Origin of the sequence: Microbispora sp. H10949 (genome assembly GCF_014161435.1) — a bacterium.
Lineage (GTDB): Bacteria > Actinomycetota > Actinomycetes > Streptosporangiales > Streptosporangiaceae > Microbispora > Microbispora triticiradicis.
Map to the genome: position 1 here is coordinate 530,528 of NZ_JABBWZ010000003.1, position 14,391 is coordinate 544,918.

Here is a 14,391-nt window from a genome sequence, read left to right on the forward strand (position 1 = left end):
AAAGGACATCCATGCTGCGACATCTGACCCCCGCCGCGCCCGGGCGCGGTGCGGGCGGCGACCGGAAGGCGTCGGTGCTGCGACGCCTGTCGGCGACCGCGGTGGCGTTCACCACCGCCGCCGCCGCGATGGTGGTCCCCGCCACCCACGCCCAGGCCGCCGCCTTCAAGGTGCTGGTGTTCTCGAAGACGGCCGCGTTCCGGCACGACTCCATCCCCGCCGGCATCCAGGCCATCCGTGAACTCGGCGCCGCCAACGACTTCGCCGTGGACGCCACGGAGGACGCGAACGCGTTCACGTCGGGCAACCTCGCGCAGTACAAGGCCGTGGTGTTCCTCAGCACCACCGGCGACGTCCTCAACGCCACCCAGCAGACCGCCTTCCAGTCGTACGTCGACGGCGGAGGCGGTTACGTCGGCGTGCACTCGGCGTCCGACACCGAGTACGACTGGCCCTACTACGGGCAGCTGATGGGCGCCTGGTTCAAGGACCACCCGGCGATCCAGCAGGCCACCCTCAAGGAGGAGGACCGCGCGCACGCGGCCACCGCCCATCTCGGCCAGACCTGGACGCGCACCGACGAGTGGTACAACTACCGCACCAACCCGCGCGCCAACGTGCACGTGCTGCAGAGCCTGAACGAGAGCAGCTACAGCGGCGGGAACATGGGCGACCACCCGGTCACCTGGTGCCACCCGCAGGCGTCCGGCCGGTCGTTCTACACCGGTCTCGGGCACACCCAGGAGTCGTACGCCGATTCCAACTTCCGCACCCTGCTGCTCGGCGGCATCCGCTACGCGGCCAAGGCCACGAACGCCGACTGCCGTCCGGAGACCGGCTACACGACCCTGTACAACGGGTCGACCTCCGGCTGGACGCAGGCCGGGCCCGGCTCGTTCACCAACAGCGACGCCACGCTGACCTCCCAGGGCGGCATGGGCATGCTGTGGTACAACGCCAAGGAGTTCGGCTCCTACTCCCTCAAGCTCGACTGGAGGATGACCGGCGACTCCAACTCCGGCGTGATCGTCGGGTTCCCGGCCACCAGCGACCCCCAGACGGCCCTCGACACGGGGTACGAGGTCCAGATCGACGCCACCGACACCGCGGACAAGACGACCGGGGCGATCTACGGCGTCAAGTCGGCCGACATCGCCGCACGTGACGCGGCGCTGAACCCGCCGGGTCAGTGGAACACCTACGAACTGCTCGTCGAGGGCGAGCGGCTGCAGGTCTTCCTGAACGGCAGCAAGATCAACGACTTCACCAATACGAACCCGGCGCGATCCCTGCAGCAGGGATACATCGGCATCCAGAACCACGGGTCCGGCAACGTGGTGGCCTACCGGAACATCCGCATCAAGGAACTGAGCGGCCCGTCGCAGTCCCCCTCGCCCTCCCCGTCCCCCTCGCCGTCCGCTTCTCCGTCCGCGTCGCCGACCCCGCCCACGACGAGCACGACCGCGCTGCGGGGTGTGGCGTCGGGCCGGTGCCTGGACGTCAACGGCGCCTCGCAGTCGAACGGCGCGACGGTGCTGATCTGGGACTGCAACGGCGGGAACAACCAGAAGTGGACCTCCACCAGCGCCACTGAGCTGCGGGTCTACGGCAACAAGTGCCTCGACGTCAACGGCGGCGGCACCGCCAACGGCACCGCGGTCATCATCTGGGACTGCAACGGCCAGAACAACCAGAAGTGGCGCTTCAACTCCGACGGCAGCATCACCGCCGTCGGCGCGAACAAGTGCCTGGACGTCAGCGGCACCGCCAATGGAACAAAGGCGCAGATCTATACATGTAACGGCCAGAACAACCAGAAGTGGACTCGCGTCTGAGGTCATCCGTCCACCCGGGGAACGGCGAGGTATCCGGAGTCCCACTCTGCCTCGCCGTACCCGGCGCGACTTCCGGCGCGGCCCTGATGGGGGCCGCGCCGGTTTTTTGGTAAGGCGGAGGCATGTGCTGATTCGGGGGATTTTCTCCCGATGGCGCCAGGAGTCCCTTTTCCCATGTCAGGAGCGCGCGGTTGTTGGCCCCGGGGGGGCGGGTCCGCAGGTATGAAAAGGGGTCCGGCACGGCCTCGGCATGAGCGTGAAAGTTTCATACTCATTTCGTCCACGACCCTGGACGGAAGATCTCCGATGGCTGTGGAGTGGAGGGTCCTCGGTCGCCATGACACGGTCATTGTCCTGTGAAAGGGCAACTTCCGCAGGAAGGTGGCGAAACTCTGGTGCAGAACGGGAGAAGAAGTCTCCATGGCACGAAAATAAGCGTGCTTGACAACAGAAGTTTGGTAGACCTATTTTCTTCCCGAATCGGTTCGTCCGCTCCCTGTGACCAGGCTGAATCCCTTCCCGAGTCACCCGCCGTCCACCGGAGCGGAACGCGCACCGGCCGGCCGCCAGGTCCTCCTCCCCGGCGGCCGGCCGGGTGAACCGCGCGCCCGGCTCGGCACGAGTCCCGCCCCCCGTTTAGGAGATCCCCGTGCATGACTCCCCACCCCCTACGGCGCGGGGGCTCGTCCCGGCCGGCCCGGCACGACGTCCCGGAGGGCGGGCCGCGTGCTGAGGATGACCGGCATCGGCAAGAGCTTCCTGGGCGTCCGGGTGCTCGGCGGTGTCGACCTGGAGGTGTCCGCCGGCGAGGTCCACGCGGTGGTGGGGGAGAACGGCGCGGGCAAGTCGACGCTCATGAAGATCCTCGCCGGCGTACACGCGCCGGACGAGGGGACGATCGAGATCGACGGCCGGAGCGTGACGTTCGGGCATCCGATCGAGGCGCAGCGGGCCGGGGTGGCGATCATCTACCAGGAGCTCACCCTGCTGCCGGAGCGGACGGTCGCCGAGAACGTCTTCCTCGGCCGGGAGCCCGTCCGGCGGGGACTGGTCGACCGGGCGGCGATGGAGTCGGCGACCGACGAGCTGCTGAAGTCTCTCGGCGAGGAGTCGTTCGGGCCGCGCGATCTCGTCCGGCGGCTCTCGGTCGCGCGGCAGCAGGTCGTCGAGATCGCCAAGGCGCTGTCGCTGAACGCCCGGATCGTGGTGATGGACGAGCCGACCGCCCCTCTCGCCGACCACGAGGTGGAACTGCTCTACACGCTGGTGCGGCGGCTCACCGCGCGCGGCATCGCGGTCCTCTACGTCTCCCACCGGCTCCGCGAGATCTTCGACCTCGCCGACCGGATCACCGTGCTCAAGGACGGCGCCCGGGTCACCACCGCGGAGGCGTCGAGCCTGGACACCGCGGGCCTGGTCCGTCTGATGGTCGGCCGGGAGCTCGACTCGTACTATCCGCCCCGCGCGGCCGGACCACCCGGAGAGGTGATCCTGAGCGTACGCGGCGGCGGCAACGCCCGGCTCCACGACATCGATCTCGACCTGCGCGCCGGGGAGATCGTGGGGGTGGCCGGGCTGCAGGGCTCGGGCCGCACCGAGCTGGCCAAGGCGCTGTTCGGCGCGGAGCCCTTCACCAGCGGCGAGATGACGCCCCGCCGTCCCCGTTCGGTCCGCGAGGGCATCGCCGCGGGGATCGGCCTGGTCACCGAGGACCGCAAGGCCGAGGGGCTCCTGCCCAACCAGCGGGTGCGCGACAACGCCCTGCTCGTCGCCCGGGCCACCGGAGCGCCTCGCACCGGGGTCGAGCGGCTGCTCGAACGCGTGCGGCTCAGCCCGCCCCGGCCCGCCCAGGAGGTCCGGCTGCTGTCCGGGGGCAACCAGCAGAAGGTCGTGCTGGCCAAGTGGATGACGGTGGCGCCGCGCGTGCTGCTGTTCGACGAACCCACCCGCGGCGTCGACGTCGGCGCCAAGGCCGCCATCCACGACCTGATGCGTGAGCTCGCCCGGGACGGCATGGCCGTCCTGATGATCTCCTCCGAGCTGCCCGAGCTCATCGGCATGAGCGACCGCATCGTGGTGCTGCGGGACGGCCGCCTCGTCGGAGAGCTGCCCGCGGGCTCCACCGAGGAGGCCGTGATGCGCCTGGCGGCCGCGTCATGACCCAGCAGCTGAAACTCGGGCGCGTGCCCGCCGGAGGCTCCTTGCTCCGCAGAATCTCGGCCGACCGGCCCGCGCGGCCCGTCTACGTCGCGCTGGTCCTGCTCGTCGTGCTCGGCTGGCTGGTCTTCGCCCTGGACGGCGGGACGTTCCTCGCCCAGGAGAACATCGTCGGCATCCAGCAGCGGTCGGCGGCGCTGGGCATCGTCGCGGTCGGCCAGACGCTGGTGATCCTGGCCGGCAGCCTGGACCTCTCGGTCGCCTACCTGATCAGCCTGACCTCGCTGGTCACCGCCGAGATCATGGCGGGCGCCGACGCCAACGTCCCGACCGCGGTCGCCGCGGCGCTGGCGGTGAGCGCGCTGATCGGGCTGGTGAACGGCCTGATCGTCACCCGGCTCCGGGTGCACGCCTTCATCGCCACCCTCGGGGTCGCGCTGGTCGTCAGGGGCGCGCTGGACGCGCGGTACGACGGACCGGCCGGCAGCGTGCCCGAGTCCTTCCAGCATCTCGGGTACGACCGGATCGGGCCGCTGCCGGTGTCGGCGCTGCTGTGGGCCGCGGTGGCGGCGGGCGCGTGGCTCCTGCTCAGCCGGACCCGGCTGGGCTACCGGATCTACGCCGTGGGCGGGGACGCCGAGGTGGCGCGCCTCTCCGGGGTGCGCACCGAGCGGGTGGTGGTCATCGCCCACGTGCTCTGCTCGGTCTGCGCCGGGATCGCCGGGCTGCTGCTCGCCTCCCGGCTCGGGGCGGGCGCGCCGACGGTCGGCACCGACGGCGGGTACGACCTGGAGTCGATCGCGGCGGTGGTGCTCGGCGGGACCGCGCTGGCCGGAGGCCGCGGCGGGGTGGCCGGGACCGTCGGCGGAGTCCTGCTCCTGGCCGTCCTCGACAGCATCTTCAACCAGCTTGAGGTCAACTCCTTCGCCAAGGACGTCGTACGGGGCGTGATCCTGGTGGCCGCCCTGGCGATCTACGCCCGCGGAAGGCGGACCAGATGAGACGAGCGCTACCGATCTTCGTGGTGCTGGCCGGGCTGCTGGTCGCGATCGCGGTCGTCAACCCGTACTTCCTGGAGCCGCCCGCCTTCCTCGCCTTCGTCAAACGGGCCGCGCCGCTGGTGATCCTCGCGGCCGGGCAGTACTTCGTCATCGTGTCCGGCGAGTTCGACCTGTCGGTCGGCTCCCTCGTCACCGCCGAGGTGGTGATCGCCGCCCGGCTCATCGACGGCTCGGCGGAGGCGACATGGCCCGTGCTGGCCCTGATGATCGCGTTCGGGCTGATCGTCGGGCTGGTCAACGGGGCCGTCACCACCCTGCTCCGCGTCCCGTCGTTCATCACGACGCTCGGCATGCTGCTGATCCTGTCGGGAGCGGTTTTTCTCTGGACGGGCGGTTCGCCCCGGGGCGCGCTGTCCGAGCAGTTCCGCCAGCTGGGCCGGGGGAGCCTCGGCCCGGTGCCCTGGTCGGTCCTGATCCTCGTCGTGGTGGCGGCGGCCGCCGTCTGGGCGACGCGCGCCCGGTTCGGCCACACGCTCGTCGCGGCCGGGGACAACGACCGCGCCGCTGCGCTGTCCGGGGTCCGGGTCGCCCGGGTCCGGACGGTGGCGTTCATGATCTCCGGGCTGTCCGCGGCGGTCGCCGCGATCCTGCTCGGCGGCTTCGCGGGAGTGTCCGCGCAGGTCGGCAAGGGCCTGGAGTTCCAGGCCATCACCGCTGTGGTGCTCGGTGGCGTGGCCCTCGGAGGCGGTCGCGGTTCCGTGGCCGCCGCGATGGCGGGCGCCTTCACTCTGGAGGCGCTGTTCACCCTGCTCAACCTGTACGGCATCTCGGGGGCGTTGGAGCCGGCCGTACAGGGCGTGATCATCATCGCCGCGGTGGCGCTGGGAGCCGTGCGCTTCCCACGCGCGAGAGCCGCGGCTGCCTCATAAGGGAAGGAAGACGATGCTTTCATATTCGCGGCGGTTCCTCGCCGCCGCCGCGCTCGCCGTGCTGACGCTGCCGGTGGCGGCGTGCACCAGCGACAAACCCGCGCCCTCCGCCTCCGGGGCGCCTTCCGGGGCGCCGGCCGGATCCGCCGGACCGGCGGACAAGGGCACCGGGGAGCAGTCGAAGTTCTTCGTGCAGGCCGACTACGACGCCCAGATGGCGATGCGCAAGGCCCAGCCGACCGGCCCGTCGGACAAGCCGTGGGAGCAGAGCATCGATCCCCAGCTCATCGACACCGCCAAGTACAAGAAGGCCGGGCCGTTCCACCTGTGCTTCTCCAACGCCGCGGTCGACAACCCGTGGCGGCAGGTCGGCTGGAAGACCATGCAGGCGGAGGTCGCCCAGCACAAGGAGATCACGAAGTTCACCGCCCTGGACGCCGAGGGCAAGGACGACAAGCAGATCTCCGACATCGCGGAACTGACGGGGAAGGGCTGCGACGCGCTGATCGTCTCGCCCAACACCACGGCCACGCTGACCCCCGCGGTGTCCGGCGCCTGCCCGAAGGTGCCGGTCATCGTGTTCGACCGGGGCGTCCAGACCGACTGCCCGGTGACCTTCATCAAGCCGATCGGCGGCTACGCCTTCGGCGCCGCGGCGGCCGAGTTCCTCGTCGACAAGGTGCCGGCCGGCGGGAAGATCCTGGCGCTGCGCATCCTGCCCGGCGTGGACGTGCTGGAGACCCGGTGGTCGGCGGCCAAGGTGGCGTTCGACAAGAGCGACCTCCAGGTCGTCGGCGTGGAGTTCACCGACGGCGACGCCGCGAAGACCAAGAGCGTGGTCAGCGACTACATCCAGCGGTACGGCAAGCTCGACGGAGTCTGGATGGACGCGGGCGCCACCGCCGTCGCGGCCGTCGAGGCGTTCGAGGACGCGGGCCAGCCCGTGCCGCCGATCAACGGCGAGGACCAGCAGGACTTCCTGAAGAAGTGGAGCGACGCGAAGCTGACCGCGATCGCGCCGACCTACCCGACGTACCAGTGGCGCACCCCCGTCATCGCGGCGCTCAAGATCCTGAAGGGCGAGCAGGTGCCGAAGGTCTGGAACCTGCCGCAGCCGGCGATCACCCAGGAGAACCTCGCCACCTACCTCAAGCCCGGCATGCCGCCGCTGCACTACGCCCTCTGCGGCTGCGAGGACCTGCCCGGCTACCCCGAGAAGTGGGGCGGCACGTCGTGATCGGGGTGAACACCTGGGTCTGGGTCTCGCCGCTCACCGGCGAGGCCCTGGCCCGCCTCGCGCCGAGGATCGCGGACTGGGGGTTCGACGTCGTCGAACTGCCGGTCGAGCATCCCGGCGACTGGGACCCGGAGGCGGCGGCGGCCCTCCTGGACGGGCTCGGGCTCGGCGCGTCGGTCGTGCTCACGATGCCGCCGGGACGCGAACTCGTCGACGCCTCGCCGCAGGTCGTCCGGGAGACCCAGGACTACCTGCGGCACTGCGTGGACGTGGCGGTGACCGTGGGCGCGCCGGCGGTCAGCGGGCCCGCGTACGCCTCGGTCGGCCGGGCCTGGCGGATGAGCCCGGACGAGCGGCGCGCGATCTACGGCGAGCTGCGGGAGAACCTGAAACCGGTCGTCGCGTACGCGGCCGAACGCGGGGTCAGGATCGGCGTCGAACCGCTCAACCGGTACGAGACCAGCGTCATCAACACGGTGGAGCAGGCACTCGACGCGCTCCCGGAGGAGTGCGGGCTCGCCCTCGACACCTACCACCTGAACATCGAGGAGAAGGACCCCCTCGCGGCCGTCCGCCTGGCGGGCGGCAGGATCGCGCACCTCCAGGTGTGCGGGACCGACCGCGGCGCCCCGGGCGCCGACCACTTCGACTGGCCGGGCTTCGCCGCGGCCGTCCGCGACGTGGGCTACGCCGGCCCGCTCGTGATCGAGTCCTTCACCGCCGACAACAAGACCATCGCCACCGCGGCGTCCGTCTGGCGTCCCCTGGCCCCCAGCCAGGACGCCCTCGCCACCGACGGCCTCGCCTTCCTCCGCACCCTCACGACCTGACCGGAGGACCCGACTGGAGAACCCCACGACCCCCGCTACTCCGACCCCTTCCGGTAACCCCCCAGGAGATCCTTCATGCGAAGATCACGCCTGATCCCCGCACTGGCCGCGGCCATGCTGGGGCTGCTGCTGTCCGCGGTGCCACTGGTGGCACACGCGGCGGCGCCACAGTTCAAGGTACTGCTGTTCAGCAAGACCGCGAGCGGCGCCTACCGGCACGACTCCATCTCCGCCGGCATCGCGATGTTCCAGCAGCTGGCGACGGACAACAACTTCCAGCTGGACGCGAGCGAGAACTCCTCCGTCTTCACCACGTCGAACCTCAACAACTACGACGCGGTGATCATGCTCCAGACGTCGGGCATGGTGTGGGACAACGACGCGCAGCGTCAGGCCATGCAGGCCTACGTGCGCAGCGGCCGCGGCGTCGTGGCGATCCACAACGCCGTCGACATGAACATCGAGTCGCAGTTCCCCTGGTGGGACCAGACCGTGCTGGCCGGCGCGCACATGACGCAGCACTCGTCGATCGTGCAGGGCACCGCCAAGGTCGCCGACAAGGTCCACCCCTCGACCAAGGGCCTGCCGGACCGGTGGACCCGCACCGAGGAGTGGTACAACTTCGACAAGAACATGCGCGGCTCGGTGCACGTCCTGGTCACCGCGGACGAGACCACCTATGACGCGGGCGCGAACAAGATGGGCGCCGACCACCCGATCTCCTGGTGTCACAACCCGGAGGGCGGCCGGGTGTGGGCCACCGCGATGGGCCACAACGCGTCCTCCTACTCGGAGCCGCTGTTCAAGCAGCACCTGCTGGGCGCGGTGAAGTGGGCGGCGGGCGCGGAGCCCGGCGACTGCGGCGGCACGATCACGGCCCGCTTCCAGAAGGTGACCCTCGACGGCGCGCCGGACCAGCCGATGGAGCTGGACGTGGCGGCCGACGGCCGGGTCTTCTACATCTCGCGCTCGGGCAAGGTCAACCTGATCCCCGCAGGCGGCGGCAGCACTCGCGTCATCGGCACCCTGTCCGTGTACGATGGCGGCGAGGACGGCGGCATCGGGATCGCGCTCGACCCGAACTTCGCCAACAACGGCTGGATCTACATCAACTACTCGCCGTCCAACGGCGGTGAGGTGAACCGGGTGTCCCGGTTCACCTTCAACGGCACCAGCCTCGACCTCAGCAGCGAGAAGAAGATCATCGAGGTTCCGGCGTTCCGCAACGTCGACGAGCCGGGTCACACCGGCGGCTACATCGCGTTCGGCCCGGGCGGCAACCTCTACATCGCCCCCGGTGACGACACCAACCCCAACGCCTCCAGCGGCTACGCCCCGATCGACGAGCGGCCGGGCCGGGAGCACTACGACGCCCAGCGGTCCGCGGCCAACACCAACGACCTGCGCGGCAAGATCCTGCGCATCCACCCCGAGTCCGACGGCACCTACACGATCCCGTCCGGCAACATGTTCGCGCCGGGCACGGCCAAGACGCGGCCCGAGATCTACGCGATGGGCTTCCGCAACGCGTTCCGCTTCGCGGTCGACAAGGTCACCGGCTGGCTCTCCGTGGGCGACTACGGCCCGGACGCCGGCAGCGCCAACTCCAACCGCGGCCCCGAGGGCACGGTCGAGTGGAACCTGATCAAGCAGCCCGGTTTCTACGGCTGGCCGTACTGCACCGGCAACAACACGCCGTTCAACGACTTCAACTTCTCCACCAACACCTCGGGGGCGAAGTTCAACTGCTCGGCGCCGGTCAACGACTCGCCCAACAACACCGGCCTGACCAACCTGCCGGCCGCCAAGCCCGCGACCGTCTGGTACAACTACCACGCCTCGGCGGAGTTCCCTGAGATCAACTGCTGCGGCGGCGCGGCCCCCATGGGCGGCCCGTTCTACCGCTACGACGCGGCCAGCACCTCCGACCGCAAGTTCCCCGAGTACTTCGACGGCGGGACCTTCCTGTACGAGTGGAGCCGCAACTTCGTCAAGGAGTTGCGCCTCGACTCCTCCGGCAACCTCCTGAAGATCAACCCGTTCGTGGCGAACATCGCCCCGCACGCGCCGATCGACATGAAGTTCGGCCCGGACGGCGCGCTCTACATGGCCGACTGGGGCAACGGCTTCGGCCACGCGAACACCGACGACGCCATCTACCGCATCGACTACGTCGTCGGCAACCGCGCACCCATCGCCAAGGCGAGCGCCAGCCCCGACTCGGGCGCCGCGCCGCTGACGGTCGCGTTCTCCTCGGCCGGCTCGTCCGACCCCGACGGCGAGGCGATCACCTACAGCTGGGACTTCGGCGACGGCACCACCTCCACCGCGGCCAACCCGACGAAGACCTACAACGCCAACGGCACCTACACCGCCAAGCTGACCGTACGGGACTCGAGCGGGAAGACGGGCAGCATCACGCTGACCATCGCCGTCGGCAACACCCGTCCCAAGGTCGTCTTCTCGGCGCCGCCGGACGGCGGGTTCATCAACTTCGGCGACCGGGTGTCCTACACGGTCAACGTCACCGACCCCGAGGACGGCACCGTCGACTGCTCCAAGGTCAACGTGTTCACCGCGCTCGGCCACGACCAGCACGCCCACGACACCGGCCAGTTCACCGGGTGCTCCGGGACGGTCACGACGACCGCCTCGGGTCACGACGAGGCGGCCAACGTCTACTACGTCCTGGGCGCGTCCTACACCGACAAGGGCGGCCTGAAGGGCGACGCCGGCATCACCCTGCAGCCCAAGCACAAGCAGGCCGAGCACTACAACGGCTCCAGCGGCATCCGGGTCGTCGACGAGGCCGGCGCCGAGGGCGGCAGGCGCGTCGGCGACATCTCCAACGGCGACTGGATCTCCTACACGCCGGTCAACCTGTCGGGGATCGACTCGGTGTCCTTCCGCGTGTCGGCGCCGTCCAGCACCGGGGCCTCCATCGAGCTGCACGCCGGCTCGCCGACCGGGACGCTCGTCGCCTCCAGCTCGGTGCCGTCGACCGGGGGATGGAACAACTACGTCTCCCTCCCGTCGGTGGCGGTCACCAACCCGGGTGGCACCGGCGACCTCTACGTCGTGTTCAAGGGGTCGACGGCGAACTCGTTCGACTTCGACTCGCTGACCTTCAACGGCAAGGGTGTCGGCCAGGACGGGGGCACCTCCTCGCCCTCTCCGTCGCCCTCCGTCTCGCCGTCCGCTTCTCCGTCCGCGTCGCCGACCCCGCCCACGGGTGGGACGAGCTCGCTGCGGGGTGTGGCGTCGGGCCGGTGCCTGGACGTCAACGGCGCTTCGCAGACCAACGGCGCTACGGTGCTGATCTGGGACTGCAACGGCGGGAACAACCAGAAGTGGACCTCCACCAGCGCCACTGAGCTTCGCGTCTACGGCAACAAGTGCCTCGACGTGAACGGCGCGGGCACGGCGGACGGCACCGCGGTGATCATCTGGGACTGCAACGGCCAGAACAACCAGAAGTGGCGCCTGAACTCCGACGGCACGATCACCGCGGTCGGGGCGAACAAGTGCCTGGACGTGGCCGGCAGCGGCACCGCCAACGGCACGAAGGTGCAGATCTGGTCGTGCACCGGCGGCAACAACCAGAAGTGGACCCGCGTCTGATCGCGGAGTGACCTTCGACCCCCAATAAAAGCGGGGCCGGCCGATTCGGCCGGCCCCGCTTCTATCTGTTGGGGGTCACCACGGGTGCGGTCAGGCGCAGCTGATCGCGTTGTAGGCGGCCTCGTACGAGGTGGTGCCCTGCTTGCCGCCGATCGTGGCGGTCCCGGTGACGGTCACCGTGCCCGCCGCGAGCTGCCCGGCCCGCGTGTTGAAGGACTGGTAGGCCTGCTTGGCCGGGGCCACGCCCTCGACCGTCTTGGCGCCGAACGGGGTCGTCAGGGTCACGGTCGCCGGCACCTCGGCGTCGTTGACGGCCGTGACCGCCACGTACGCCGACGTCCCCACGCAGCGGGAGGAGGCGGTCACGGTCAGCGGGACGCGCGGAGCGGGCGTGGCGATGGTCAGCTTGACCGTCCTGGCCTCCTCCACGTTGCCGGCCTTGTCGGCCGAGCGGTACCGCAGCTCGTGCTCACCAGGGCCGGAGACGGTGACCGGGCCGGTGTACGGGGTCCAGTCGCCGGCGTCCAGCGCGTACTCGGTGCGCGCCGTGCCGGACGTCTCGTCCGTCGCGGACAGGGTCACCTGCACGTCGCCGTCGTGCTCGCCGCCGTCGTTCGCCGGCGGGACCGTCGAGGTCGTGACCGGCGCCGTGGCGTCGATCCTGGCCGTGACGGTCCTGATCTCCTCCACGTTGCCGGCCTTGTCGGCCGAGCGGTACGCCAGCGCGTGCGCGCCGTCGCCGGACAGGACGACCGGAGCGGTGTACCGCGTCCAGGCGCCGCCGTCCAGCCTGTACTCGGTGCGGTCGAGCCCGCTGCCCTTCGCCTCGTCGGCGGCGGTCAGCGTGACCTTGACCTGACCGGTGAACCAGCCGCCGGCCGGCCGCGCCGGGTCGGTCGTCACGCTCGTCACCGGGGCGGTCCTGTCGGCCGGCTGCTTGGCGATCAGGGCCTTGGCGAGGTCCTTGAGCGCCTGGATCAGCGCGGCCTGCTCCGGGTCCGACTTCTTCAGCGGCAGCGTGGCGGCGCCCAGCAGCAGCGCCGAGGCGGCCTGCCACTGGGACTTGCGGCTGAGCTGCTCGGCCAGGTCGATCGCCGTCTTCACCGAGGTGGCGGCGCCCTTGCTCATCTTGCCCGTACGCAGCGCCTGAGCGTAGCGCGCCCGGACGAGGTCGAAGCTCGGCTCCCAGGTCAGCTTCGGCTGGGCCTGGGTGTTGAACTTGCCGAGCCGCACGCTCGCGGCCGCGTTGATCTCGGCCTGGTCGAGGAACTGGCTCGGCGTCAGCTTGAAGGCGTCGAAGCCGCGGGCGATCTCGTTGCCGTAGATGTGGCCGTTGTACCAGTAGGCCGACCAGTATCCGCCGAGCGCCAGCGACGTGGCGTTGATCGGGCCGCGGTCGAAGAAGGCGATCTCCTTCGGGTTGCGGGAGTCGGTGAAGTCGAACGCCGACAGCCCGCCCTGGTACCAGGCCTGGACCATGATGTCGCGCCCGGGGACCGGGACCAGCGAGCCGTTGTGCGCGACGCAGTTCTCCGTGGTCGTCTGCGGCGCGGGGAGCTTGTAGTAGCTGCGGAACTGCAGCTTGCCGCCGACGATGTCGTAGATGGCGTTGGCGCCCCACGACGGCTCGTCGGTGACCCGGCACCGCGCGCCCGAGCCGCCGCCCCACTCGTCGGTGAAGACGACCTTGGTGCCGTCGTTGTTGAAGGTGGCGGAGTGCCAGTAGGCGTAGTTCGGGTCCGAGACCGCGTCCAGCCGCTTCGGGTTCGACGGGTCGGAGATGTCGATCAGGATGCCGTTGCCCGCGCAGGCTCCGGCGGCCAGCCCGATCTCCGGGTACGCCGTGATGTCGTGGCAGTGGTTGGTGACCGGCCGCGGCGACCAGTTGGTGCCCGACGGGTGCTGCTGGGTGGGTGGGGTGTTCTGCAGCCCGTCGATCGCCCCGGTGGCCGGGTCGGCGAACAGCCGGGGCCGGCTGACGACCGCCGCGTTCTGCGGGGCGGCCAGCGGCACCCGGATGACCTCGATCCTCCACAGCGAGGTTTCGGGGTCGTCCGCCGCGGTGTTGGCGCAGCCCGCGAGCTCCTGACCCGAGCGCACGCCCGCCGTGCCGGAGACGTAGACGTAGACGTTCTCCGGCTCGTTCTTGCTGGTCACGAGCGAGTGGGTGTGCGAGCCGCGGCAGGTCTGCACCGCCGCGACCTGCACCGGCCGGCTGACGTCGCTGATGTCGAAGACGCGCACGCCGCGGAACCTGTCGGGGTTGACCGTGCCGCTCGCGCCCTGCGTGCCGCAGTCGACGCGGCCGCGGGTCTCCTCAACCGACATGAACAGCAGGTTCCCGTACACCGACAGGTCGCCCTGCCCGCCGGGGCAGATCACCGACGTCTTCAGCACGGGGCTGCCGCCGTTGGAGATGTCGTAGATGTTGAAACCCTGGTAGTTGCCGGAGAAGGCGTAGTCGCCGGCGAAGGCCAGGTCGGAGTTGGCGTAGGAGGCGTTCCCCGGGTTGGAAGGCTGGACGAACCCTTCCGGTTTGTCCAGATGGGTCAGCAGTTGAACGTTGCTGGCGGCCTCCTGGGCGTCCAGCCAGCCCGCGCCGAGACCGACGCGGGGGTCGGTGTCGGCCGTGGCCGCCGTCGCGGTGGACGCCAGCCCCAGGAGCATCGCTCCCGTAGTGGTGATGATTCCCAGCCTGCGTAGTCGAGCGCGTCCCCCACGCGCCAAACGGCTACTCGTCACGGGCCGTTTCCCTTTCTTTACGGCACCTCCTCCCCTGAG

General features: G+C 70.1%; 8 protein-coding genes. 7 read left to right on the top strand and 1 reads right to left on the bottom strand.

Annotated elements, in window-relative coordinates; all coding sequences use genetic code 11:
• The first annotated feature begins 11 nt into the window (after positions 1 to 11).
• From HHX40_RS09810 to HHX40_RS09840, 7 genes are all read left to right on the top strand, one after another.
• Positions 12 to 1,835, top strand: coding sequence for a ThuA domain-containing protein (locus HHX40_RS09810; protein ID WP_182880254.1), 1,824 nt, complete (start codon positions 12 to 14; stop codon positions 1,833 to 1,835).
• 735 nt (positions 1,836 to 2,570) lie between these two features.
• Positions 2,571 to 3,995 (top strand): sugar ABC transporter ATP-binding protein, encoded by a 1,425-nt coding sequence (locus HHX40_RS09815; RefSeq protein ID WP_208758890.1) that lies wholly within the window; start codon positions 2,571 to 2,573, stop codon positions 3,993 to 3,995.
• A gap of 41 nt (positions 3,996 to 4,036) precedes the next feature.
• Positions 4,037 to 4,993: an ABC transporter permease gene (locus tag HHX40_RS09820; protein WP_259403397.1), complete on the top strand. Its 957-nt coding sequence runs from the start codon at positions 4,037 to 4,039 to the stop codon at positions 4,991 to 4,993.
• Complete coding sequence (locus tag HHX40_RS09825; RefSeq protein WP_182880256.1) at positions 4,990 to 5,922, top strand: ABC transporter permease; 933 nt, start codon at positions 4,990 to 4,992, stop codon at positions 5,920 to 5,922. Before HHX40_RS09820 ends, HHX40_RS09825 begins: the two co-directional genes overlap by 4 nt.
• A 13-nt stretch (positions 5,923 to 5,935) precedes the next feature.
• Complete coding sequence (locus HHX40_RS09830) at positions 5,936 to 7,159, top strand: substrate-binding domain-containing protein (RefSeq protein ID WP_182880257.1); 1,224 nt, start codon at positions 5,936 to 5,938, stop codon at positions 7,157 to 7,159.
• A complete protein-coding gene (locus tag HHX40_RS09835) occupies positions 7,156 to 7,989 on the top strand; it encodes a sugar phosphate isomerase/epimerase family protein (RefSeq protein WP_182880258.1) in 834 nt (277 codons plus the stop codon). Before HHX40_RS09830 ends, HHX40_RS09835 begins: the two co-directional genes overlap by 4 nt.
• A gap of 75 nt (positions 7,990 to 8,064) precedes the next feature.
• On the top strand, positions 8,065 to 11,610 hold the full coding sequence (locus tag HHX40_RS09840; protein WP_182880259.1) for a lectin: 3,546 nt from the start codon (positions 8,065 to 8,067) through the stop codon (positions 11,608 to 11,610).
• Positions 11,611 to 11,700: 90 nt separating this feature from the next.
• Here HHX40_RS09840 and HHX40_RS09845 read toward each other — a convergent pair whose 3' ends face one another.
• Positions 11,701 to 14,277 (bottom strand): LVIVD repeat-containing protein, encoded by a 2,577-nt coding sequence (locus HHX40_RS09845; protein ID WP_182880260.1) that lies wholly within the window; start codon positions 14,275 to 14,277, stop codon positions 11,701 to 11,703.
• Positions 14,278 to 14,391: the final 114 nt, after the last annotated feature.